The following is a 23586-nucleotide window of genomic DNA, read 5'->3' as shown; positions in this document are numbered from 1 at the left end:
GGCTGTGCACGGTATGACGGGTGCCCGCGACGCGACGACGACTGGACGCGAAACGACAGCCGGTGCACGCGATGCGACGGCCAGTCCGCGAGATCCGACGGTCAGCCCGCGCAATGCGACCGACGGCGTTCCGGAGCTGGCGGACGACCCTCGGCGGTCGCCGGATCTGCGGCTGGCCGGGCTGGCGGTGGGGGCCTGGCTGTCGGCGCTGGCCGCGCTCCAACTCGGCACGGGCCCGACTGTGCTGGTCACGGCACTGGCCGGCGGCACCGCGCTGGCCCTGTCCTGCCGGCTGGCTCTGGCACAACGGCCGGCTCTGTCTCGCCGGCCGGACCTGTCGCGCCGGCCGGCCCGCCGGGTGCCCGCTGCGCTGGACCGGCACGGTTGGGTGGTGGTCACCGTGCTGCTCGGGGTGGTCTGCGGCAGCGTGGCCACGGCCGCCCGGCTGGGAGTGCGGGACGCCCCGCCGGTCAGCCAGTTGGCCGAGGCACGGGCCAGGGTCGACGCCGAGTTGGTGGTCCGGGACGATCCACGGTCGATCGGCGGTGTCGTCGGGCGGCCGGCGACCTTTCTGTTGTCGGCCCGGTTGGCCTGGGTGGCCGAGGAGGAGGGGAACAGGGTCAGCGTGCCGGCCCGGGTCCTGGTGCTGGCGACCCATCCGGGCTGGCGTGGGCTGCTGCCCGGTCAGCGGGTGACCGCCACCGGGCGGCTGGCGGCGCCGCGCGGCGGGGACCTCACCGCCGCCGTGCTGACGGTCAGTACTCCACCCGTGCTGCGCGGCACCCCGTCCTGGGCGCAGCGGGTGGCCGGCTCGTTGCGGGCCGGGCTGCAACGGGCCTGTGCGCCGCTGCCCAGCGAACCGGGCGGGTTGCTGCCGGGGCTGGTGGTCGGCGACACCAGTCGGCTGGAACCAGCGGTCGAGGAGGATTTCCTGACCACCGGCATGACCCACCTGACGGCGGTCTCCGGGTCCAACGTGGCGATCGTGGTCGGGCTGGTGCTGCTGCTGGCCCGGTGGGCTCGGGCCGGGCCGTGGCTCGCCGCCGTCCTCTGTGGAATCGCGCTGGTCGGTTTCGTCATCCTGGCCCGGCCGTCGCCCAGCGTCGTCCGAGCCGGCACGATGGGGGCGATCGGTCTGCTGGCGCTGGCCGTCGGCCGACCCCGGGCCGCCCTGCCGGCGCTGGCCGGCGCGGTCACCGTACTGGTGGTCGTCGATCCGGAGCTGGCCGGCGACGCGGGGTTCGCGCTCTCCGTACTCGCCACCGGCGGTCTGCTGCTGCTCGCTCCCCGGTGGCGGGACGCGCTGCGGCGTCGGGGCGTACCGGCCGGTGCGGCGGAGGCGCTGGCCATTCCGGCGGCGGCACAACTGGCCTGCGCGCCGGTGGTGGCCGGACTCTCCGGCACGATCAGCCTGGTGGCCGTACCAGCCAACCTGCTCGCGGTGCCGGCGGTGGCGCCCGCCACGGTGCTCGGGGTGACGGCGGCGGTACTGTCGCCGGTCTGGCCCGCCGGTGCGGAGGGCGTGGCGTGGCTTGGCGGGTGGCCGGCGTGGTGGCTCGTCCTGGTGGCGCGTTACGGCGCCCGCCTGCCGGCCGGCACGTTGCCCTGGCTGGACGGGATGGCCGGTGGGCTGCTACTCGGAGCCCTGACCGTGGCACTGCTGATCGCCACCCGTCGGCCACTGGTCCGCCGGCTCGTCGCGGTCGTCACCGCTGCCGTGGTGGTCGGTGCGCTGCCGGTGCGGATGGTCGCCACCGGATGGCCACCGGCCGGCTGGGTGGTCGCCGCCTGTGCCGTGGGTCAGGGCGACAGCCTGGTACTGCCGGTCGGCGCCGGCCGGGCGGTGGTGGTGGATGCCGGTCCGGATCCCGGTGCGGTGGACCGCTGCCTGCGCCGGCTCGGCGTACGGGCGGTGTCCCTGCTGGTGGTGAGCCACTTCCACGCCGACCACGTGGACGGGGTGGACGGAGTCTTCCGGGGACGGCGGGTGGACGCGGTGGTGGTACCGCAGTGGCCGGAGCCGGCCGAGGGACGCGGCACCGTCGAGCGCGCCGCTGGCGCGAACGGCGTACCGGTCGGTGCGGTCGGTGCCGGCTGGGCCTACGCGGCCGGCCCGGTGGCGCTGACCCTGCTGGGCCCGCCGCATCCGATCCGGGGCACCCGTTCGGATCCGAACAACAACTCGCTGGTCCTGCGCGCCGAGGTGCACGGCGTCAGCATCCTGCTCACCGGGGATGCCGAGACCGAGGAGCAGCAGGCCCTAATGGACCTCGTGCCGGTCGCCCAGTTCCGGGCGGACGTGTTGAAACTCGCTCACCACGGCTCGGCGTACCAGGAGCCGGCGTTCCTCGACGCCGTGCGTCCGGCGGTGGCGTTGGTGCCGGTCGGTGTCGACAACGGATACGGGCACCCCAATGCCGGGGTGCTGGCCCGGTTGTCCCGGTCCGGCGCCCGGGTGCTGCGAACCGACCAGCACGGGGATCTGGCGGTGGTCGGGCCGGGCGGGGGACGGCTGTCGGTGGCGGTTCGGGGCCTCGACCCCGGCGACCCGTCCACCCGGTGACTCCGCCCCGTCCACCCGGTGACCTCGCCCCGTCCACCCGATGACCCCGACCCGTCCACCCGATGCCATCGCCCCGTCCATCCGATGGTCTCCGGCTGGTCGCGCCGATGCACGTCCGGGTCGACGAGGTGCACGGCTCGACCAGAAGAGAGGACCAGGACCCGCCGATGCGTGTGGCGTGTGGAACGCCGTGGCCGCCGGTTGCGGCGGTAGGCTCGGATCCGGTCATCACAACCACTGGCGTGGAATGCCAGGGTTAAGATAAATGTCTGGATTTGCACTAAGTGCGGGGTCAGCCGTACCGAGCCGGGTGACCAGGCCCGATGGACGCACGCCACGTGCGACGATGACCTCGTGACCCCCGCTAGCCTCGCCCCCGTCGTACTCGTGCTCGGTGACGAAGAACTGCTCGCCACCAGAGCGGTCGCCGGAGTGGTCGACGCGGCCAGAGCCGCCGACCCGAACGTCGACGTACACGACCATGAGGCGGGCGCGTTGGGGGCGGGGGAGATCGCCGAACTGCTCGGACCGTCCCTGTTCGGCGGTCGGCGGATACTCGTCGTCCGGGCTGGACAGGACGCGAAGAAGGACCTGGTGGCGGCGCTGCTGGCGTACGCGAAGAATCCCGACCCGGAGGTGCAGCTCGTGGTCGCGCACCTCGGCGCGGCCAAGGGCAAGGCCTTTGCCGACGGGCTGCGGGCGGCCGGTGCGGAGGTGATCCCGGCGGCGAGGCTGAAGGGCCACCGGGACCGGGTCGCGTTCGTCCGGGACGAGATCAGGCGCGGCGGCGGCCGGTGCACCGACGACGCGGCCGAGGCGCTGATCGCGGCGGTCGGCAACGACCTGCGCGAACTCGCCTCCGCCTGCTCCCAACTGCTGGCCGACACCGACGGGCGGATCGGCGTCGACACGGTGGCCCGGTACTACCGGGGGCGGGCCGAGGTCAGTGGGTTCACGGTCGCGGACGCGGCGATCGCCGGTGACGTGCCGGGTGCCCTGGAGGCGTTGCGCTGGGCGCTGCACGTCGGAGTGGACCCGGTGCCGATCGCCGACGCCATCGCCGACGGGGTGCGGACGGTGGCCCGGGTCAGCTCGGCGGGCCGGGGCAGCGCCTACCAGTTGGCGAGCAGCCTGGGCATGCCACCGTGGAAGGTCGAGAAGGCGCAACGGGTCGGCCGGGGCTGGACCCCGGAAGGGCTGGCCGACGCCATGTACGCCGCCGCCGAGTGCAACGCCGCCGTCAAGGGCGGCTCCGACGACCGGGGGTACGCCCTGGAACGTGCCGTGGTCGCGGTCGCGGCCGCCCGCAGGGCGAGCGCATCGCGATGACCACGGCGACGGCAATGCCGGCGGACGAGGAGCGGCTACGACCGCTGTACGCCCGCGTGCTGCGGCTCCGGCACGTCGATCCGGGCGGGATGCTCTGCTTCGTCTTCTTCGAGGGCACCGTGGCCCTCGGCCTGCTGCTCGCGCTCGCCGAGCTGGTCAACTGGTGGGGCGTACTCGTCCTGCCCGCGACCGTCGCGGTCATGGTGAAGGTCAACGACGTGGTGGCCGCGGCGGTGGACCGCTCGGCGGCCCGGGTGCCCGCCCAGGAACGGGAACGGTTCCGTCGGCAGATCCAGCCGGCGATCGGCCGGGCCAGCGTGCCCAGGCGGTCGCTGGTCGAGTCCGGAGAGACCCACCGGCTGACCGCTCCCGCCTCCGACGCCTCCGATGCCCCGGCCCGCCGGACCGCCTCGGGCAATCGGCTGCCGGCCCGGTTCCTGGTCGCCCGCCCGTTCAGCATGACGGCGGTGGTCCGGGCCCGGCTGGAACTCGGCGGCCGGCGTCGACCCCGTCTCGACTCGGCCGCACCGGCCCGGGCGGACGGCGGCGGGGCCGGCGATGCCACGGGGCAGGAGGCGCGCCGACTGCGCTTCGGACTGCCGCAGACCCGGCAGGCCGCCCCGGCACCCGCCACCGGCACAGCCGCTCGGGCCCGCAACGGCGGGCTGGCCGAACGCCTCGACCAGCGACCGGACCGACGCTGGCTCTCCCGGCAGGATCCGGTCGACACCGGCCGGCAGTCGGCCAGACGCCGCTACCGGTAACGACCCGCGTTGGAAGCGCACGGGTGACGGTACGCGTTGGAAGAGCACCGGTAGCGGCTCGCGCTGGAAGAGCACCGGTAACGGCTCGCGTTGGAAGCGCACGGGTGACGGTACGCGTTGGAAGAGCACCGATTACGGCTCGCGTTGGAAGAACACCCGGCAGAAGCACGCGCGTTGCAAGAACCCGCGTTGGAAGAACACGTGTGGCCCCCGAGCCGGCCGGCTCGGGGGCCACACGTCAGAGGTGTGTGGTGTTCCGCCGTCAGGCGGAGAGCGACTCCAGCCGCTTGGCGATCGCCGACTTGCGGTTCGCCGCCTGGTTCTGGTGGATCACGCCCTTGCTGACCGCCTTGTCGAGCTTGCGCGAGGCGTCCCGCATCAGCTCGGTCGCCTTGGCGCTGTCTCCGCTCTCGGTCGCCTCGTGGAACTTGCGGATGGCGGTCTTCAGCGACGACTTGACCGACTTGTTACGCAACCGGCGCTTCTCGTTCTGCCGGTTGCGCTTGATCTGGGACTTGATGTTCGCCACGCGACAGCCTCGTCCTGGTAGCTAGGGTTACGTTTGCCTTGATGCGCGGGCGACGACGCACGTCAGAGTGCGGCCGTGTCGGCACGCGCGAAGAGCCACGTTACCAGGTACGCCCCGCCAGGGCCAAAACAGCTCACTGCGGTCGCCGGCGCGGCTCGGTCGTCCCCGCTGCGGTCCATCGCCAGTTCCGTGCCGTCCCCGCTGCGGTTCGCCGCCAGCTCAGTGCCATCCCCGGCGCTCGGCCAGCCAGCCGAGCGCGGTCTCGCCGCTCCACCGCTGGTGCGCCCGGATGTGCGGTGAGCCGGTGCCGGGGCCGGCCGCCGCGCGGATCAGCCAGTATCCGGACAGCGCGGCGAGCGCGGCGTCCAGCCCGTCGGCCGGAGCGTCCTGCGCCGCCGGATGGGTGGCGAACAGGGCGTCGGCGTCCAGCCCGCTGGCGTACCCGGTGACCAGCAGGCTGGCCAGGTCGAACCAGGGTGGCCCGTAGCAGAGCCACGTCCAGTCGCAGAGCCAGGCGGTCCCGGCCGGGTCCACCAGTACGTTGTCCACCCTCAGGTCGCCGTGGATCATCGACGGGAGGTCGGCGTACCCGGGCAGCCGGGCCTCCAGCGTGGCGAGTTCGGGCAGCCGGTGCCGGGCGACGGCGGGAACGTCCGGCAGCGTCTCCCGGCCGGCGGCCAGCTCGGCCCACCAGGCCAGGTCCGCCCGGGCGAGGTCGGCGAGCCGGGGTACGCCGAGCGCCGCCAGCTCGGCCGAGGGCTCCCGGAGCGCCGCCGCGACGGTCGCGTACGTGCCGAGGGTCGCCGTCAGCTCGGCCGGCGTCCAGGGCAGCCCCGGCATCCGGCCGTCGATGGCGTCCAGGCAGATCACGTGGTACCCGGCGGCGGTCAGCGTCCAGCGGGGGCGGGCGACGGCGAGCCCGGCCGGCAGTACGGCGGTGATCGCCGCCTCCCGGGCGTACCAGTCGCTCAGGTGTCGCTGGTCGACCAGGGACGCCGCCTTGACGAAGATCCGGTCCCCGGCCACCGTCTGCAACACCCCGGCGAACCCTCGGGTGAACCCGCCACCGGCGGTGCTGGCCCAGTTGACCCGGGCGCCCAGCCGGGCGCTGATCGCGGCCCGCAGGTCGGCGGGGAGATCGGCCCAGCCCGGCCGTACGGCGGTCGCGTCGTACGGTCGGGGTGGTACCGAGATGGTGGCCATGCCACCAAGTCTGCCCTGGTCCGGTCGCGTCGCCGGGATTTCGGCACGCCCCCGGTGACCGCGTCGCCCGCCGCCGCCCGCGGCTGCGAACTCGGGGCGGGGTGACGGAACTCGCGGCGGTGATCCGGCGGCCTCGACCGGGCACCCCGGGCGGCATGGGAACATAGAAAGCCCATCGTCGTCAGCCAAGCAGAACGGACCGCCGTGCCACCGACGCCCGACTCCGGCGCGAACTCCCCTGGTGCCACCGACCCCGGTCGGATCAGGAACTTCTGCATCATCGCCCACATCGACCACGGCAAGTCGACGCTGGCCGACCGGATGTTGCAGCTCACCGGCGTGGTCGACCCCCGGCAGATGCGTGCCCAGTATCTCGACCGGATGGACATCGAGCGGGAGCGCGGCATCACGATCAAGAGCCAGGCGGTCCGCATGCCGTGGACCGTGCGGGAGGGCGAGCAGCAGGGCGAGCACGCCGTGCTGAACATGATCGACACCCCTGGGCACGTGGACTTCACCTACGAGGTGTCCCGGTCGCTCGCCGCCTGCGAGGGGGCGGTCCTGCTGGTCGACGCCGCCCAGGGTATCGAGGCGCAGACCCTGGCGAACCTCTATCTGGCGCTCGAGAACGACCTGCACGTCATCCCCGTACTCAACAAGATCGACCTGCCGGCCGCCCAGCCGGACAAGTACGCCGAGGAGCTGGCGCACCTGATCGGCGGGGATCCGAGCGACTGCATCCGGGTCTCCGGCAAGACCGGCGAGGGCGTGCCGTACCTGCTCGACGAGATCGTCCGCCAGTTCACGCCGCCGGTCGGCGAGGCGGAGAGCCCGGCCCGGGCCATGATCTTCGACTCCGTCTACGACGTGTACCGGGGCGTGGTGACGTACGTCCGGGTGATCGACGGGCGGATCGAGGCACGCGACAAGATCAAGATGATGTCCACCGGGGCCGTGCACGAGCTGCTGGAACTCGGCGTGATCTCCCCGGAGATGCAGAAGGCCGGCGCGCTCGGGGTCGGCGAGGTGGGTTACCTGATCACCGGCGTGAAGGACGTCCGGCAGTCCCGGGTCGGTGACACCGTCACCATCAACGCCCGGCCGGCGGGCGCGCCGCTCGGCGGCTACAAGGACCCGAAGCCGATGGTCTACTCGGGTCTCTACCCGATCGACGGGTCGGACTATCCGGCGCTGCGGGACGCGCTCGACAAGCTGAAGCTCAACGACGCGGCGCTCAGCTACGAGCCGGAGACCTCGGCCGCGCTCGGCTTCGGCTTCCGCTGCGGCTTCCTCGGCCTGCTGCACCTGGAGATCATCGGCGAGCGGCTGGAACGCGAGTTCAACCTCGACCTGATCTCGACGGCACCCAACGTGGTCTACCGGGTGGGCCTGGAGGACGGCAACGAGGTCACGGTCACCAACCCGAGCGAATACCCGACGGGCAAGGTCGCCGAGGTGTACGAGCCGGTGGTCCGGGCCACCGTGCTGACCCCGAACGACTACGTCGGCGCGGTGATGGAGCTCTGCCAGGGGCGGCGCGGCTCGTTGCAGGGGATGGACTATCTCTCCGCCGACCGGGTCGAGCTGCGCTACACGCTGCCGCTCGCCGAGATCATCTTCGACTTCTTCGACCAGCTCAAGAGCCGTACCAAGGGCTACGCCTCGCTGGACTACGAGCCCACCGACGAGCAGCGCTCCGACCTGGTCAAGGTCGACATCCTGCTCAACGGCGAGCCGGTGGACGCGTTCAGCGCGATCGTGCACAAGGACAAGGCGTACAACTACGGCGTCAACATCGCGGCGAAGTTGCAGAAGCTGATTCCCCGGCAGCAGTTCGAGGTACCGATCCAGGCGGCGATCGGCAACCGGGTGATCGCCCGGGAGACCATCCGGGCGATCCGCAAGGACGTGCTGGCCAAGTGCTACGGCGGTGACATCAGCCGGAAGCGCAAGCTGCTGGAGAAGCAGAAGGAGGGGAAGAAGCGGATGAAGATGGTGGGCCGGGTCGAGGTGCCGCAGGAGGCCTTCATCGCCGCCCTCTCCACCGGCGACTCCGGCGACACCAAGGGCGGCGGCAAGAAGTGATTCCCCGGGGGTACGGCCCCGGCGCGTCCTTCTGCCCCCGGTGCGCGGCCGCACTGCCCGGCCCCGCCCCGACCACCTGCGCCCGGTGCCGCTACCAGCTCTTCGTCAACGCCCGCCCCACCGTCGGGCTCGTCATCCTGGACCGTGATCCGCCGGACGGTGCGGTGGCGGAGCCGAGCCGCCCGGACCTGCGCTTCCTGGCCCTGCGCCGGGCGGCGGAACCGATGCGCGGCAGGTGGGAGACGCCCGGCGGGTTCTGCGACGGCTTTGAGCACCCGGCGGAGGCGGCGGTGCGGGAGGCTCGCGAGGAACTCGGAGTGTCGATCACCCTTGGCGACCACCTCGGCATGTACGTCGGCAGCTACGAGTTCCAGGACGAGATCCTGCCGGTCCTCGACAACTTCTATCTGGCCACCCTGGACGACCCGCACGTCGTACTCGATCCGGCCGAGTCTGCCGAGCTGAGCTGGTTTTCCCTGGTGGATCCACCCCCGCTGGCCTTCGCCACGATGGATGCGGCGGTTCGGGACGCGGTGCGACGTCTGGGCGGGTAGGTCGGTTTGAGTTTCCGGGCCTTCGGGCACCTAGCAGTCACCACGACAACGCGTGACGCATCCGAAGGAGGACGGCCGTGGAACTCACCGTCTGGGGTATCATCACCGCGCTCATCGTCGGCCTCGTCATCGGCGCCCTCGGTCGTCTGGTCGTACCAGGCCGCCAGGACATGCCGATCTGGCTGACCATGTTGATAGGGGTCGGTGCCGCGCTGCTCGGCACGGTCATTGCCCGGGCCGCCGGCATCGCGACCGTGACGCCCGGCATCGACTGGATGGAGCTGCTGATCCAGGTCGTACTGGCCGCCGTCGCGGTCGCCCTGGTATCCGGAGCCGGCCGCCGTCGGCGAATCAGCCGGTACTGAGCCCCCGCTCCCGCTGGCAAGGGGCGTTGGCCGACTCGGCCGGCGCCCCTGCCGAAAATTCACCGCGGCCGTACGATCGACTATGGTGATCGACTAGCCGCCATCACCTATAGTGTGATCGTTATTCGCATTTGCTCGGATGATCTCCAGCATGTTACGCTCTGTAAGTGTCCACGGACTCTCTCCCGGGAAGCGTAAGGTTGTCACCTCTACAGCTTTCGGATCGGCACCCCAAGGTCGCGTTGTACCTTGAGGCGTACACCCCTCTGGTCGAAGAGTGGTTCTCCGCGCTGCGGGATTCAGATGCGCTGACGGAATTGCGCCGTACCGCACCGGGCCGCGATCTCGTCGACAATCTACAAAGCCTCGACCAGCTTTTCCGGGACCTGGTGGACGACATGTTCGCAGACCCGACGCCGGTGCTGGAGCGCGCCGTCACGGTCGTCGGCGCACACCAGGATGCGGTCGTCTGGGAGGACCAGCTCGTGCCGCGCCCCGGTGCCGGTGCCGAGGAGTTGGCGGCCTCGCTGCGACACAAGTTCAAGCGCAACATCAGCCTCGCCATGCTGGAGGCGTTGATCTGTCTGGAGTCCGCGCTGACGTACGGGCGGGAGACCCTGGGCCTGGCCGGGGCGGAGCTGGAGCGCACGCTGCGGGCCAGCACCTCCATGCTGGCCAGCCTCTCCGTCCTGCACGACCAGCAGGAGACGGCCCGGATGCGGCAGTTGACGGGCGACCCGACGGAGATCCAGCACCCGAGGTTCACGGTCGCGGACATCGTCCGGGGTGCCTTCCGGATCGGGCCCGACAAGTTCCGGGCCGTCGGCCCGGAGGGCCAGCGGAAGATCCGGTTCGGCAGCGTCCCGCCGCACGGTGTCGAGGTGCCGAGCCCGACCATGAAGTGTCCGGCGCACCGGCTGACCAACGACGATGGTCAACCGTTGAATAACGAGTTCTGGGCACTTCTGCTGGACGTCTACCAGATGTCCGGTCGGCTGGTCTAGCCCGACCGAACGGTGGGCCGGACGATCGGCCGAACATGAATGGTGTGGCGATTCCGCCACGTTGGCCGTCCACCGGCGGGTCGAATAGTCACCGGCCGGTTCCCGTCGCCGGCCACCCGACCGGTCGAACGGCTCGACCGTGTCGCGGGTTCCATGTCACTTTCCCTGAGCGTCGGTAAGACTGCCAATACGCCGGAAGAATTACCCAGGGTTATACGCTCACCGCATTATGCAAAGGGTCCCGTGGACAGGACGGGAAGAACGGTCGGCGACGACCCCGGGGCGCTGACCCCGATCGCCCGCGACAAATGCGGCGGCCCCACCGGCCCGGCTGGACCGGCGGAACCGCCGCTGTCGGGTCAGCGAATCAGCGCAGCCAGGGGATGCTGCGGTCGAGCAGACCGCGCTCCTTCAGTTCCTTGCGCAGCGGGATCTCGTCGTCGACGTACCCGTTCCAGTTGATGCCCCAGTAGTTGGCGGTGTGCGTACCCTCGCCGAGTAGCTGGCGCTGCACCGGGGTCCGGTTCTGGTACCACCCGCCGTCCTTGTCCGGGTGCAGCTCGTCCAGCGGCCGGATCCACCGGTAGGTGTAGCCCACGAAGAGCATCTTCCGGGTGATCGAGGAGAGGTTGGTGGACCGGGAGTGCCACTGGCGCCGGTCGAAGATGAAGGCGTCGCCGGGGTTGGCGGTGATCTCGACGGTGCCCTCCGGGTCGGGGTTGTGCACCGTCAGGTCGGCCGGGCGCGGCAGCGAGTTCCACAGGTGGCTACCCGGGATGACCTTGGTCGCCCCGCGACCCTTCTCCGACAGGTCGGAGAGCACGTACGCCACCTTGAGCGAGAACATCGGCCGGGGCAGGTTCGGATCCATCGTCTCCGGGTCCGAGTTCTGCCGGTAGCCGTCCTGGTGCCAGCCCCAGTACGGCTTCTCCGGCTCCAGTGCCGGCGGCGTGACGTCCAGGTGGTTGTGGTGGGTGTAGATGTTCCACCCCGCGAGACCCCACATGTAGGGGAACGCGATCGGGTGGGTGAGCAGCTCGCCGAAGAGCTCGTCCCGCTCCAGGAAGCCCAGCAGGTGCAGCGTGCCGTCCTTGGTGGTGTTGCCGGCCGCCTTCTCTTCGGCGTAGACCCGGTCGACCGCCGCCTCCAGAGCCGCGCGGTGGTCCTCGGTCAGGACGTTGCGGAGCAACATGAAGCCCTGCTCGTGGAACTCCTTGCGATCCGTGTCACTGATCGGCTCGTAGCCAGTGCGGCCGCCGTAGTCGAACACCGCGTCCCCTCCCCATAGGGTGAAACTCTTTCTGAGCACACAGGCTGCCGATCGTAGCCCCCTCGGCAAGACCCGCATCCCGGCGCTCGGCGGTGTGGTCGGCGCCGGTCGTCCGGAGGTACGCAGGGCAGCCGGGCTCTGACACAGAGCAATAAATCAGCCGGAAAATGGGGGTGTACGGGTCGGTCTGCCCGTTTGTGCAATCACTGGCAGTCAGCGACGGCCCGGTCAAGCAACGAAATCGCCGCTCACTCCGTGAAGACCTCGGCGACCACCTGATGCGGGGTCGGCGGTACGCCCTTGACCGGGGCCCAGCTGCCGCCGTCAGCCGTCCACTGGAGGTCGCCGAAGCGCACCGTCTTCACCCCGTGGTCGTCGGCGTGCGACACCAACCAGTGCGCGTAGCGCCAGCCCACCCGGGGATCCGTCGTCGGTACGGCCAGACCGGTCGACTCGGCCGGAACCGACGTCTCCAGCCGGCCCCAGTCCAGCTTCAGCCCGGCGGTCAGCGCCGTTGCCGCCGCGTCACCGCGCATCGCCGGCTTCCGGCCCACCGTGCACGCCACCGCGCCGGTGGCATTGCCCAGCAGTGCCCGGGTCAGCACCTCGGACTCGTCCGCCCACTGCTGGTAGGCCCGCGGATAGGCCGACCGCTGCACCCGCTGCGCCGCGACCGTGACCTCCATCTGCTCCCAGCCACGGACCTTCTTCAGCGCGTTGTAGAACTTGGTCGCGGCGTAGCGCGGATCCTGGATCTGCTCCGGCTTGCCCCAGCCCTGGCTCGGGCGCTGCTGGAACAGCCCGACCGAGTCCCGGTCACCGCCGGCCAGGTTGCGCAGCCGGGACTCCTGGAACGCGGTGGCCAGCGCCACCACCACGGCCCGCTCCGGCATGTTGCGCCGGACGCCGACCGCGGCGATGGTCGCGGCGTTCGCCATCTGCTCGGCGTTCAGCGTGACCCGGCCGTCCGCCTCGACCACACAGCCGGGGGCGGCGGTGGGAATCGGCAGGGTGTGCCCGAACTCGCGGGCGCCCAGGTAGACACCGAAGCCGGCAACCGCCGCGAGCGCCACCCCCGCCGCCACCATGGCCCGAGTCCGCACCGCCACCCCCTGACCGATAGTCGGACACAGCCTACTTCGACCGCCCAAAATCCGGACCCGGCCGAGGCCAGGTCAGGGCGGAGTCAGCTACCGGGTACCCACCGAGCGGGCCGTTTCTCACCGAACGCCGTAACGCCCTCGCGCCCCTCCGCGGAGTGGAAGTACCGCACCGACAGGTCGCGCAGCTCCGCCAGGTCGGCCCGGAAGCTCTCCGCCGAGCCGCGCCGGAGCAACTCCTTCGCGCCGGCCAGCGCGCCGGGCGCACCCCGGACCAGCGCCAGGCAGTACGAGGCGACCGTCTCGTCCAGCGCCTCGGCCGTGGTGACCGTGGTGACCAGGCCGATCTCGGCCGCCCGACGGCCGTCGAAGGTGTCCCCGGTCAGATACAGCTCGGCGGCGGCCCGTGGTTGCAACCGGGGCAGTACGCTCGCCGAGATCACCGCCGGGACCACCCCGAGCCGTACCTCGGTGAACGCGAAGGTCGCCTCCTGGGCGCAGATCGCGATGTCGGCCGCCGCGATCAGGCCGAGGCCACCGGCCCGAGCCGGCCCGCCGATCCGGGCCACCACCGGCTTCGGGCACTCCCAGATCGCCGCGAGTACGTCGCCCAGCATCGCCACCGGCACCGTGCCCTCGCGGTACGCCGCCGCCGTCTCCTTCAGGTCGGCACCGGAGCTGAAGACCGGCCCGGTGTGCGAGAGCACCACCACCCGGACGTCGTCGTCCGCCGCCGCCGCGCCCAGTGCGTCGAGCAGTTGCCGGAGCAGGGTGCTGGAGAGCGCGTTGCGGTTGGTCGGGCTGTCCAGGGTGAGAGTTGTCACTCCGTGCGTGGTAGAGACCCGGACGAGCGGATCAGGGGCTGAGGTCATGCCGGCACACTAGTCGTATGCCTGGAGTGCTCCCAGCGGGCGAGCCCGTACCCGTCGACGGGGCGCTGCCCGACGCCGCCCTGGCCACAGTGGGTGAGCGCGGCTTCGGCGTCTACGTCCACGTGCCGTTCTGCGCCAGCCGCTGCGGCTACTGCGACTTCAACACGTACACCGCGACCGAACTCGGTGGTTCGGCGGGCCGGGACGGCTACGCCGACCAGGTGCTCGCGGAGCTGCGCCTGGCGGACCGGGTGCTCGGGGACCGGCCGCCGGCCCGGGTCGACACGGTCTTCGTCGGCGGCGGCACACCCACCCTGCTGCCCCCGGACGACCTGGCCCGGATCCTCGACGGCATCGACCGGACCTGGGGGTTGGCCGCCGACGCCGAGGTCAGTACGGAGGCGAATCCGGAGTCGGTGACCCGGGAGTCGCTCAAGGAGCTGCGGGCCGCCGGCTACAACCGGATCTCGCTGGGCATGCAGTCGGCCGCACCGGGAGTGCTGGCGATCCTCGACCGCCGGCACACCGCCGGCCGGGCGACCGAGGCCGCGCGGGAGGCCCGCGAGGTCGGCTTCGACCACGTCAACCTGGACCTGATCTACGGGACGCCGGGGGAGCGGGCGGAGGACTTCGCGGCGTCGCTCCAGGCGGTGCTGGCCGCCGGGGTCGACCACGTCAGCGCGTACGCCCTGATCGTCGAGGACGGCACCCGGCTGGCCGCCCGGATCCGGCGCGGCGAGTTGGCGTACCCGGACGACGACGTGGCGGCGGACCGCTACCTGACTGCCGAGGCAGCGCTCGCCGAGGCGGGTTTCTCCTGGTACGAGGTCTCCAACTGGGCCCGTACGCCGGCCGCGGCCTGCCGGCACAACCTGCTCTACTGGACCGGCGGCGACTGGTGGGGCCTCGGGCCCGGCGCGCACAGCCACGTCGGCGGGGTCCGCTGGTGGAACGTGAAGCACCCGTCGAGCTACGCGGCCCGACTCGGTGCGGGGCAGTCCCCGGGGCAGGCCCGGGAGGTGCTCTCGGCGGAGGAGCGGCGGGTGGAGGAGGTGCTGCTCCGGCTCCGGCTCGCCGCCGGGCTGCCGCTGGCGATCCTCGACGACCCGGGGCGGATGGGCGCGGCCCGGGCCCGCGACACGGGGCTACTGGACGGGGCGGCGTACGAGGCGGGGCGGGCCGTACTCACCCTGCGCGGGCGGCTGCTGGCCGACGCGGTGGTCCGGGACCTGCTGCCCTGACCTGGCCCGCCGGTCAGGCCCGCGTCGGCGGACCCTGCGGCCCGGAGAGCCTGATGGCCCGCGCCGGATCCGGCACGGGCCATCGAAGCGTTGTCGGCTCGGTACTACTTGATCATCCGGATGGACATCGGGTAGCGGTACAGCACGCCCTCGTTGGCCTTCATGCCGGCGATGATCGAGAAGATCAGCACCACCACCCAGGCGACAAACGGCAGGAAGAACAGCACGATGGTGCAGGCCCCGATGATGGACGAGACGATCAGGATGATGCCCCAGGTGATCTGGAAGTTGAGCGCCTCGACCGCGTGTGCGCGTACGGTCGGCGACTCGTTGCCCTTGGCCAGCATTGCGACGAGCGGGGCGATGAAGCCCAGCACGATGCCGCCGAAGTGCGCGATCAGGGCCCAGGTCTTCTCGTCGCTGTTGGCGTAGCCGGACGGTGCCGGGGCGCCGTACGGGGTGCCCGGGTAGCCGCCCTGCGGCGGGTAGCCGGCACCGGGGTAGCCGCCCGGGGGCTGGCCGCCGGGCGGCGGGTAACCGCCACCGGGGGGTGGGTAACCACCGGCCGGCGGGTAGCCGCCGCCGGGCGGGGGATAGCCGCCGCCGGAGGTCGGATAGGTCCCGCCACCTGACGTCGGGTACGTCCCGCCGCCGGAGGTCGGGTAGGTGCCGCCGCCGGAGGTCGGCGGGGGCGTGCCGGGCACACCGTACTGGGGCGCCGCCGGCGGGGGGTACCCCTCGCCGGGCGTCGGGTATTGGCCCGGATTCATCGGGGCGGTCGGGTCCGGGGTCGGACCGCCGTATTCTCCGGGAGGGCGAGGCGGTTCAGTCATGGAGGTCACGGTAGGACTCCGGCTCAACCGGCGCCAGCCGCCGCCGCGGATGAATCACGATTGAATCTGGACAATGGCCGACCGTACCTGCTAGGCCCACCGGGGTAGGGTGTGCTGGCAAGCCTGTTGTCCGGGTTCGGATAGCCCTTCCAAACGATCATCGCGTCGGGTAGGCCTTGGTCGTAGACTGGCACTCGCTACAGTCGAGTGCCAGGGCGGACCTGGCCCGACCGTCGTGGTCGCCCCTCGGGGGCCGGGACGTCGCAGGGAGGTGAGGATGGGTCTCGACGACCGCAAGCTCGACGTGCTGCGCGCGATCGTGGAGGACTACGTCGCCACCCAGGAACCGGTCGGCAGCAAGGCCCTGGTCGAGCGGCACCAGCTCGGGGTCTCCCCGGCCACCGTCCGCAACGACATGGCCGTGCTGGAGGAGGAGGGCTACATCCGACAGCCGCACACCAGTGCCGGCCGGGTCCCCACCGATCGTGGCTACCGGCTCTTCGTGGACCGGCTCTCCCGGGTCAAGCCGCTCACCCCGGCCGAGCGCCGGGCGATCGAGCGCTTCATGATCGGCGCGGTGGACCTCGACGACGTGGTGCACCGTACGGTCCGGCTGCTCGCCCAGCTCACCCGGCAGGTGGCCGTGGTGCAGTACCCGAGCCTGGCCCGCTCCTCCGTCCGGCACCTGGAGCTGGTGCCGATCTCCACCACCCGGCTGATGCTGGTCATGATCGCCGACACCGGCCGGGTGGAGCAGCGGCTGGTCGAGCTGCCCACCCCGATCACCGCCGACGACGTGACCGACCTGCGCCGGCTGGTCAACGAGCGGCTCGGCGGCAGGCGGCTCGCCGACACCCCGCCGCTGGTCCAGGCGTTGGTCGACGAGGTGACCCCCGGGCTCTGCCCGGCGATGACCACGCTCGCCACGGTGCTGCTGGAGACCCTGGTCGAGCGGCACGAGGAGCGGATCGCGCTGGCCGGCACCGCCAACCTGACCCGGGGCGGGCTGCTCGACTTCCAGGGCTCGCTGCGACCGATCCTCGAGGCGCTGGAGGAGGAGGTCATCCTGCTCAAGCTGATCGGCGAGGTGGAACCGAACACCCTCCAGGTGCGGATCGGCGACGAGAACGAGATCGACAATCTGCGGGCCACCTCGGTGGTCAGCACCGGATACGGTCCGGGTACGACCATCGTCGGCGGACTCGGCGTGTTGGGCCCCACCCGGATGGACTACCCGGGCACCATCGCCACGGTGCGGGCCGTGGCACGCTACGTCGGCGACGTGCTGGCGCAGAACTGACCACCAAGCTCATCCCTGACGACCGGCGGACGGTAACGCGAGACAGACATGAGGACACGGAACGCAGTGGCCAAGGACTACTACGGGATTCTCGGCGTCAGCCGGGACGCCTCCGACGACGACATCAAGCGTGCCTACCGAAAGCTGGCGCGGCAGTACCACCCGGACGTTAATCCGGATCCGGAGGCACACGAGAAGTTCAAGGACATCAACGCCGCGTACGAGGTCCTCTCGGACGACCAGAAGCGGCAGATCGTCGACCTCGGCGGCGACCCGTTGGCCCCCGGTGGCGGCCCCGGGGCCGGCCCGGGTGGTGCCGGCGGACCGTTCGTCGGCTTCCAGGACATCATGGACGCGTTCTTCGGTGCCGCGGGTGGTTCCCGGGGACCGCGTCCGCGTACCCGGCCGGGGGCGGACGCGATCCTGCGGCTCGAACTCGACCTGCACGAGACGGCGTTCGGGGTGGAGGCGCCGATCGCGGTGGACACCGCGGTGCTCTGCACCACCTGCTCCGGAGCCGGCACGGCGGCCGGCACGCATCTCGCCACCTGCGAGGCGTGCGGCGGGCGGGGCGAGGTGCAGTCGGTGCAGCGCACCTTCCTCGGCCAGGTCGTCTCGTCCCGGCCGTGCACCGTCTGCCAGGGGTACGGCACGGTCATCCCGCATCCCTGCCCGACGTGTGCCGGTGACGGCCGGGTGCGTACCCGCCGGTCGCTGACCGTCAAGATCCCGGCCGGGGTCGAGGACGGCATGCGGATCCGGCTGGCCCAGCAGGGCGAGGTCGGCCCCGGCGGCGGTACGGCCGGCGACCTCTACGTGGAGATCCACGAGCGACCGCATGACGTCTACTCCCGCAAGGGCGACGACCTGCACTGCCGGGTCACCGTGCCGATGACCGCCGCCGCGCTCGGCACCCGGCTGACCATCAAGACGCTGGACAGCGAGGAGCCGGTCGACGTCAAGCCGGGCACCCAGCCGGGCTCGACGCTGCGGCTGCGCGCCCGGGGCGTGCCCCACCTGCGCGGCACCGGCCGGGGCGACCTCTACGTGCACCTCGACGTGCGTACCCCGAGCAAGCTCGACGCCGAGCAGGAGCGGATGCTGCGCGAGTTCGCCAAGACCCGGGGCGAGGAGGTCGCCGAGCTGAGCAAGCAGGGCGGCTTCTTCTCCCGGATGCGGGACGCCTTCAACGGCCACGCCTGACGGGCGCGACCCGTCGACTCGTCGGCCGGAACGCGCGTCGTCCGGCCGGCGAGCCGAACCGGCGGGGCGACCGGCTAACCCGCTAACCTGCTCGCCGTGAGCGCGCCGCTGTTCCTGGTCGAGTCGCTGCCGTCCGGCGACTCCGTCACGCTGGACGGTCCGGAGGGGCACCACGCCGCGACCGTGCAGCGGCTGCGTACCGGTGAGGAACTGCTGCTCGCCGACGGGCGCGGCGGCACCCTGACCGCCGTGGTCACCGCCGTCGGCCGGGGCACCCTGACCGCCTCGGTAACCTCCCGGCGGTACGTCGACCCGCCCGACCCGCGCCTGGTGGTGGTGCAGGGCATCGCCAAGGGCGACCGGGCCGAACTGGCCGTGCAGGCGATGACCGAGGTCGGGGTGGACGAGATCGTGCCCTGGGCGGCCGAACGCTCGGTGGCGCAGTGGCGCGGCGACCGGGGCGCCCGGGCCCGGGACCGCTGGGTGGCGACCGCCCGCGAGGCGGCCAAGCAGGCCCGCCGACCCTGGCTGCCGACGGTCGCCGGCTCGGCACAGGCGCCGGACGAGTCGACCCGGGCGGTGGCCCGGCGGATCGCCGACGCGGCGGCCGGATTCGTGCTGCACGAGGAGGCGGAGGCCCGGCTCGGCACCGCCGAGCTGCCGTCGACCGGCGACCTCGTGCTGGTGGTCGGTCCGGAGGGCGGCGTCTCCCCGACCGAGCTGGCGACGCTGGCCTCGGCCGGTGCCGTGCCGGTCCGGCTCGGACCCGAGGTGCTACGTACCTCCACCGCCGGCGTCGCCGCCCTGGCCGTCCTCTCCACCCGCCTCGCCCGCTGGTGACGACCGACGTCGGGGGAGGACTGTTCAAGATTCTTGGCGATCTGTGGTGCGCGGCCAACCACAGATCGCCAAGAATCTTGGGCCGCCCGCCACAGCGGCGCGGGTTAGAGGTCGAGGGGGGCGGTGAGGCGTAGGTCGGCGACGTTGCGGGCCGCCTCGACGCGGTAGCGGCCGGTACGGGTCTGCCAGCCGTCCGGCTCCCAGACCTGGAAGGTACGGGCCGGCAGCGGCACCCGTACCGTCACCGCCTCGCCGGGAGGTGCCTCGGCAGCGGCGAAGCCGGCCAGCCAGCGGGCCGGACGGTCCGGCTCGGTGACCTCCGGGCCGACGTACACCTGCACCACCTCGCGGCCGGGGCGGCGACCGGCGTTCCGGACCGTGACCACCGCGACCGGCCCGGCCGGCCCGACCTCGACGGCCAACGCCTCGTACGCCCAGTCGGTGTAGCCGAGCCCGTGCCCGAACGGGAAGAGCGGGGCGGCCCGCCAGCCCCGGTAGCCGACGAAGACCTCGTCGAGGTAGTCGAGCACCCCGTCGAGCGGGGTGGTGGACAGCGCGGGGCAGTCCTCCGGCCGGCGTGGCCAGGTGGTGGGCAGCCGTCCGCCCGGTTCCGCCCGACCCAGCAACACGTCGGCGAGCGCCGTACCGGCCTCCTGGCCGGGAAACCAGGTGAGCAGGATCGCCGCCACCTCCTCGGCCCAGGGCATCAGCACCGGTGAGCCGGCGTTGACCACCACCACCGTCCGGGGGTTGACCGCCGCCACCCGGGCGACCAGCTCGTCCTGCCGGCCGGGCAGCGCCAGCGTGTTCCGGTCGAAACCCTCCGACTCGACCTCCTCGGTGGTGCCGACCACCACCACCGCCACGTCGGCCCCGGCGGCCGTCCGGACCGCCTCGTCGAGCAGGTCGTCCTCCGACGCGACCGTGGGCTCGGCGTGCCCGAGGGTGCACGACACGAAGCCCGGGTGGTCGCCCTCGACCATCCGCCGGGTGAGCCGTATCTCGACCGGCTCGCCGGCCCGGACGGGGACCTCGAACCGGCGCTCGACAGTGGCCCGGAAGACCGTGCCGGGCTCCTCGGCCGGGTCGTAGAGCGGGCCGGCGAAGACTTCCGTGCCGGCCACGGTGAGGGTGAAGACCCCGAAGCCCTCGACCGCGAGCCGGGCGGTGCCGCTGCGCAGCGGCGTGTGCACGGCGGTGAGGTCGATGCTGGCCAACTCGTCCGGCGGCAGCCCGTCCGGCAGGTCGCCCATCCAGCGCACCGTCGCCCGGTCCAGCTCCGCCCGGTAGCGCTCCCGACCGTCGGCGTCGCGCAGCGTCGCGGTGATCGGGGTCCAGGCCACCCCGCCGGCCGCCGGCAGCCGGAGCCGGGGGTCGGCGCCGACCGCGTACCCGAGGTCGGTGTCGGGGAGCGCGGCGGTCAGTCCGGCGAGCGGGGAGGTCACGTGCGGCGGTGCGACCAGGGCACTGCCGCCGCCCTGGATCCGCGCGTCGTCGGCGAGCGCGCCGAGCACCGCGACCCGGCGCAGCCGGCCCGGATCGAGCGGCAGCAGGTCGCCGTCGTTGCGGGCCAGCACGAAGGACCGGACCGCCACCGTGTGCGCCAGGGTGGCGCCGTCCGGCGGGGACGGCCGGTCGGCCGGGTCCACCGCCGGGGGTACGCCGTCGAGCAGCCCGGCCCGGCCGGCGAGCCGGAGCACCCGGCGTACCTTCTCGTCCACCTCCGCCTCGGCGACGGTGCCGGCGCGGACGGCGGCGACCAGCGCGGCGCCCCACGGATCGCCGGCGGCCGGCATCACCACGTCGAGCCCGGCGTTCGCGGACGCCTCGGTGCTCCTCGCCGCCGTCCAGTCGGAGACCACGATCCCGTCGAAGCCCCACTCGTCCTTGAGCAGGTCCCGGAGCAGCCCCGCGTGCTCGGTCATGGTGTGCCCGTTGACCCCGTTGTACGCGGCCATCACCGCCCAGACCCCGGCGCCGACGATCCGCTCGAACGGGGCGAGATAGACCTCCCGGAGCGCCCGCTCGGAGACCCGGACGTCCACGGTCATCCGTTCCGTCTCCGAGTCGTTGGCGACCAGGTGCTTGACCGTGGCGCCGACGCCGAGGTCCTGCACGCCGGTGACGTAGCCGACGCCGATCTCGGCGCTGAGCAGCGGATCCTCCGAATAGCACTCGAAGTGCCGGCCGCCGAGCGGGCTGCGGTGCAGGTTGACGGTGGGGGCGAGGAGCAGGTGGATGCCCTTACGTCGGCACTCGGCGCCGAGTACCCGGCCGGCCAGCCGGGCCAGCTCGGGATCCCAGGTGGCGGCGAGCGCGGTCGGGCTGGGCAGCGCGATCGACGGGTCGTCCGGGGTCCAGCGGACGCCGCGTACCCCGATCGGGCCGTCCGACATCACCAGCGGGTCGAGCCCGATCGCGGGTACGGCCGGCAGGGTCCAGAAGTCCTGACCGGAGAGGAGCCGGACCTTGGTCTCCAGGTCGAGCGCGCCAAGCGCCCGTTCGAGTCCCGTGTCGTCTCCGCCGACGGTCGACCCGCCGTCTCGGCCGATCGTCGCCCCGTCGTCTCCGCCGACTGCCGTCGCGTCCCGCCGATCCACCGCCATCGTCGCGCTCCCTCCACCGGCAAGATATCGATCATCCTGCCAGTCGGAGCCCTCGCCCGCCGCCCGCCGGATTCGCTCCCGACCCCGGTACGTCGTCGCCGGGTGTCGTCCGGGCCGGCTGGGCGTGGGTCAGGTGCGCAGGTAGGAGGCGCCGTTGAGGTCCACGATGGTGCCGGAGGCCCACTCCGCCTCGGGCGAGGCCAGCCAGTGCACGGCGGCGGCGATCTCCTCCGGCTGGGCGACCCGGTTGAACGGGCTCTGTGCCCGGATCGCGTCGCCGCGCGGCGCCTTGAGGTGCTCGTTGGTCATGTCGGTCTCGACGAAGCCGGGCGCGACGGTGGCGACCGCGATGCCGTACGGGGCCAGGGCCACCGCGAGGGACTGGCCGAGCGCGTTCAGCCCGGCCTTGCTGGCGCCGTACGCCGGCTGGGTCGGCTCGCCCCGGAACGCGCCCCGGGACGAGACGTTGACGATCCGGCCGCCCCGGTCCCGCAGGTGCCGGGCCGCGCACCAGATGGTGTTGGCCGCGCCGAGCAGGTTGACGTCGAGCGTCCGGCGCCACTGCTGCTGCCACTGCTCGTAGGAGGAGTCGAAGATCGGGTGCCCGGCGTCCGCGCTGCCGAAGACCCCGGCGTTGTTCACCAGTACGTCGAGTCCGCCGAGTCGGTCGGCCGCGTCGTCGACCATCGCGCGTACCTCGTCCGGGTCGGCGAGGTCGGCCCGGACCAGCACGTGCCCCTCGCCGGGCAGGGCCGCGACGAGTTGCTCGGCCAGCGGGGCCGAGTCGCGGTGGTGCACCGCCACCCGATCGCCGCTGGCGGCGAAGGCCACCGCCACCGCCCGCCCGATTCCCCGGGACGCCCCCGTCACCAGCACCGCTCGTCCAGTCATCGAGAGCCGCCCGAGAAACCCCTGGCTTCAGCCATGGCGAGGAATGGGCGGTCAGGGGTGTTGTTGGTTGTCGGCATGGTGTCGACTCCTCTGTGTGGGCGAAAGTGTCGGATGCGGCTGGGATGCTTGCGGGTGTGGGCGAGACGGTGCGGTACACCTTCCGGTTGCGTCCCGGCGTGACTGCGGGGGCTGCACTGTTGGCCGAGTGGGGGCGGTGTCGCTGGTTGTGGAACGAGGCCGTCCACCAGTACAAGACCGGGCGTAGGCCGACCTTTGGCAAGTTGTCGAAGCTGCTGACCGAGGCGCGGGCTCGCTCGTCGTGGTTGCGGGAGGGGTCTCAGGTTGCGCAGCAGCAGACTTTGCGTACTTACGCTCTCGCCCTTCGGTACTCCTTCAAGGTGAAGGGGCGGGGCCGGCCGAGACCGAAGCGGCGTAAGGACTCTCTGCCCAGCCTCGAATACACCACGCGGGGGTTTTCGATCCGCGACCGTCGGTTGCGGCTGCCCGGCGGTGTCAGCGTTCCGGTCGTCTGGTCCCGCGAGTTGCCGTCCGATCCGACCAGCGTCCGGATCTACCAGGACTCGCTCGGGTACTGGTACGCCTCCTTCGTCGTCCGCCGCGACATCACACCCGCACCGGAGGCCGAGGGTGCGATCGGTGTCGACTGGGGTGTCACCACGACCGCGACCACGACGGATCCGGCCTACGACCTGCCACACCACGGCCACCGCAAACGGTGTGCCGCCGAACTGGCCAAACTCCAGCGCCGAATGAGCCGCCGTCGGGGCCCCAGGGGTGTCAAGCCGTCGAATGGCTACCTGCGAGCCAAGCGCCAGGCGGCGAAGATCGCGAAGAGGGCGACCCGGCAGAACACCCACGACGCCCGCGTCTGGGCGAAGAAGATCGTCGACAACCACGCCACCATTGCGGTCGAGGACTTCAAACCGACATTCCTGGCCAGGTCCCGGATGGCCCGCAAGGCCGCCGACGCGGCGATCGGCGCCGCGAAGCGGGAACTGGTCGACCGTGGCTTG

At 72.1% G+C, this 23586-nt stretch carries 19 protein-coding genes and 1 pseudogene; 12 read left to right on the top strand and 8 right to left on the bottom strand.

What is annotated here, in order from left to right; all coding sequences use genetic code 11:
• Positions 1 to 4: 4 nt before the first annotated feature.
• The 3 genes and pseudogenes from Pma05_RS39075 to Pma05_RS39065 all read left to right on the top strand — a co-directional run.
• On the top strand, positions 5 to 2563 hold the full coding sequence (locus tag Pma05_RS39075; RefSeq protein ID WP_239314077.1) for a ComEC/Rec2 family competence protein: 2559 nt from the start codon (positions 5 to 7) through the stop codon (positions 2561 to 2563).
• 354 nt (positions 2564 to 2917) lie between these two features.
• The gene (holA, locus tag Pma05_RS39070; protein ID WP_203862580.1) at positions 2918 to 3892 is read left to right on the top strand and encodes a DNA polymerase III subunit delta; all 975 of its coding nucleotides are present in this window, start codon (positions 2918 to 2920) and stop codon (positions 3890 to 3892) included.
• A gap of 14 nt (positions 3893 to 3906) precedes the next feature.
• Positions 3907 to 4212, top strand: a pseudogene (locus Pma05_RS39065) (hypothetical protein); the annotation flags it as partial.
• A gap of 706 nt (positions 4213 to 4918) precedes the next feature.
• On the opposite strand, the gene rpsT reads toward Pma05_RS39065, so the two are convergent.
• Both rpsT and Pma05_RS39055 read right to left on the bottom strand, forming a co-directional pair.
• A complete protein-coding gene (rpsT, locus tag Pma05_RS39060) occupies positions 4919 to 5185 on the bottom strand; it encodes a 30S ribosomal protein S20 (protein WP_107263302.1) in 267 nt (88 codons plus the stop codon).
• A 219-nt stretch (positions 5186 to 5404) separates the two neighbouring features.
• Complete coding sequence (locus tag Pma05_RS39055; protein WP_203862579.1) at positions 5405 to 6388, bottom strand: phosphotransferase family protein; 984 nt, start codon at positions 6386 to 6388, stop codon at positions 5405 to 5407.
• Positions 6389 to 6592: 204 nt separating this feature from the next.
• Here Pma05_RS39055 and lepA point away from each other — a divergent pair, with 204 nt between their 5' ends.
• The 4 genes from lepA (at position 6593) to Pma05_RS39035 (ending at position 10396) form a co-directional block, all read left to right on the top strand.
• On the top strand, positions 6593 to 8473 hold the full coding sequence (gene lepA, locus Pma05_RS39050; RefSeq protein WP_203862578.1) for a translation elongation factor 4: 1881 nt from the start codon (positions 6593 to 6595) through the stop codon (positions 8471 to 8473).
• Positions 8470 to 9027: an NUDIX hydrolase gene (locus Pma05_RS39045; protein WP_203862577.1), complete on the top strand. Its 558-nt coding sequence runs from the start codon at positions 8470 to 8472 to the stop codon at positions 9025 to 9027. The genes lepA and Pma05_RS39045 overlap by 4 nt, the downstream gene beginning before the upstream one ends.
• Before the next feature lie 77 nt (positions 9028 to 9104).
• On the top strand, positions 9105 to 9392 hold the full coding sequence (locus Pma05_RS39040) for a GlsB/YeaQ/YmgE family stress response membrane protein (protein WP_203862576.1): 288 nt from the start codon (positions 9105 to 9107) through the stop codon (positions 9390 to 9392).
• 242 nt (positions 9393 to 9634) lie between these two features.
• Positions 9635 to 10396, top strand: a complete 762-nt coding sequence (locus Pma05_RS39035; RefSeq protein WP_203862575.1) for a hypothetical protein — start codon at positions 9635 to 9637, stop codon at positions 10394 to 10396.
• 367 nt (positions 10397 to 10763) lie between these two features.
• Here the strand turns inward: Pma05_RS39035 and Pma05_RS39030 are convergent, their stop codons facing one another.
• The 3 genes from Pma05_RS39030 to Pma05_RS39020 all read right to left on the bottom strand — a co-directional run bounded on the left by Pma05_RS39030 (position 10764) and on the right by Pma05_RS39020 (position 13638).
• On the bottom strand, positions 10764 to 11705 hold the full coding sequence (locus Pma05_RS39030; protein WP_239314076.1) for a phytanoyl-CoA dioxygenase family protein: 942 nt from the start codon (positions 11703 to 11705) through the stop codon (positions 10764 to 10766).
• Positions 11706 to 11914: 209 nt separating this feature from the next.
• Positions 11915 to 12775 (bottom strand): hypothetical protein, encoded by an 861-nt coding sequence (locus Pma05_RS39025; RefSeq protein WP_203862574.1) that lies wholly within the window; start codon positions 12773 to 12775, stop codon positions 11915 to 11917.
• Between the two features lie 77 nt (positions 12776 to 12852).
• Positions 12853 to 13638, bottom strand: a complete 786-nt coding sequence (locus Pma05_RS39020; RefSeq protein WP_203862573.1) for an enoyl-CoA hydratase-related protein — start codon at positions 13636 to 13638, stop codon at positions 12853 to 12855.
• 17 nt (positions 13639 to 13655) lie between these two features.
• Here Pma05_RS39020 and hemW point away from each other — a divergent pair, with 17 nt between their 5' ends.
• Positions 13656 to 14879 (top strand): radical SAM family heme chaperone HemW, encoded by a 1224-nt coding sequence (gene hemW, locus Pma05_RS39015; RefSeq protein ID WP_203862572.1) that lies wholly within the window; start codon positions 13656 to 13658, stop codon positions 14877 to 14879.
• Between the two features lie 104 nt (positions 14880 to 14983).
• Here the strand turns inward: hemW and Pma05_RS39010 are convergent, their stop codons facing one another.
• Positions 14984 to 15712, bottom strand: coding sequence for a DUF4870 domain-containing protein (locus tag Pma05_RS39010; RefSeq protein ID WP_239314075.1), 729 nt, complete (start codon positions 15710 to 15712; stop codon positions 14984 to 14986).
• Between the two features lie 277 nt (positions 15713 to 15989).
• Here Pma05_RS39010 and hrcA point away from each other — a divergent pair, with 277 nt between their 5' ends.
• The 3 genes from hrcA to Pma05_RS38995 all read left to right on the top strand — a co-directional run bounded on the left by hrcA (position 15990) and on the right by Pma05_RS38995 (position 19055).
• Entirely contained in the window at positions 15990 to 17012 is a 1023-nt protein-coding gene (gene hrcA / locus Pma05_RS39005) for a heat-inducible transcriptional repressor HrcA (protein WP_203862571.1), read from the top strand.
• A 66-nt stretch (positions 17013 to 17078) separates the two neighbouring features.
• Positions 17079 to 18215 (top strand): molecular chaperone DnaJ, encoded by a 1137-nt coding sequence (dnaJ, locus tag Pma05_RS39000; RefSeq protein WP_203862581.1) that lies wholly within the window; start codon positions 17079 to 17081, stop codon positions 18213 to 18215.
• Positions 18216 to 18311: 96 nt separating this feature from the next.
• Positions 18312 to 19055 carry a 16S rRNA (uracil(1498)-N(3))-methyltransferase gene (locus Pma05_RS38995; protein WP_203862570.1) on the top strand — a complete coding sequence of 248 codons (744 nt, stop codon included), beginning with the start codon at positions 18312 to 18314 and terminating at the stop codon, positions 19053 to 19055.
• A gap of 104 nt (positions 19056 to 19159) precedes the next feature.
• Here the strand turns inward: Pma05_RS38995 and Pma05_RS38990 are convergent, their stop codons facing one another.
• Together Pma05_RS38990 and Pma05_RS38985 are read right to left on the bottom strand one after the other, a co-directional pair.
• Entirely contained in the window at positions 19160 to 21661 is a 2502-nt protein-coding gene (locus Pma05_RS38990; protein ID WP_203862569.1) for a beta-glucosidase family protein, read from the bottom strand.
• Between the two features lie 129 nt (positions 21662 to 21790).
• Positions 21791 to 22552, bottom strand: a complete 762-nt coding sequence (locus tag Pma05_RS38985) for an SDR family NAD(P)-dependent oxidoreductase (RefSeq protein WP_203862568.1) — start codon at positions 22550 to 22552, stop codon at positions 21791 to 21793.
• Between the two features lie 122 nt (positions 22553 to 22674).
• Here Pma05_RS38985 and Pma05_RS38980 point away from each other — a divergent pair.
• Positions 22675 to 23586, top strand: a 912-nt coding sequence (locus Pma05_RS38980; RefSeq protein WP_239314073.1) for an RNA-guided endonuclease InsQ/TnpB family protein, incomplete at its 3' end; no start/stop codon positions are given.

The organism is Plantactinospora mayteni (genome assembly GCF_016862935.1).
GTDB lineage: Bacteria > Actinomycetota > Actinomycetes > Mycobacteriales > Micromonosporaceae > Plantactinospora > Plantactinospora mayteni.
The sequence above is the reverse complement of the archived record's forward strand: the minus strand, read 5'-3'. Positions and strand labels throughout refer to the sequence as shown.

Coding starts and splice junctions, on each gene's coding strand:
- Pma05_RS39010 (WP_239314075.1), bottom strand. CDS start 15,712: ATGACTGAACCGCCTCGCCCTCCCGGAGAATACGGCGGTCCGACCCCG.
- Pma05_RS38985 (WP_203862568.1), bottom strand. CDS start 22,552: ATGACTGGACGAGCGGTGCTGGTGACGGGGGCGTCCCGGGGAATCGGG.
- Pma05_RS39055 (WP_203862579.1), bottom strand. CDS start 6,388: ATGGCCACCATCTCGGTACCACCCCGACCGTACGACGCGACCGCCGTA.
- Pma05_RS39020 (WP_203862573.1), bottom strand. CDS start 13,638: ATGACCTCAGCCCCTGATCCGCTCGTCCGGGTCTCTACCACGCACGGA.
- Pma05_RS38990 (WP_203862569.1), bottom strand. CDS start 21,661: ATGGCGGTGGATCGGCGGGACGCGACGGCAGTCGGCGGAGACGACGGG.
- hrcA (WP_203862571.1), top strand. CDS start 15,990: ATGGGTCTCGACGACCGCAAGCTCGACGTGCTGCGCGCGATCGTGGAG.
- hemW (WP_203862572.1), top strand. CDS start 13,656: ATGCCTGGAGTGCTCCCAGCGGGCGAGCCCGTACCCGTCGACGGGGCG.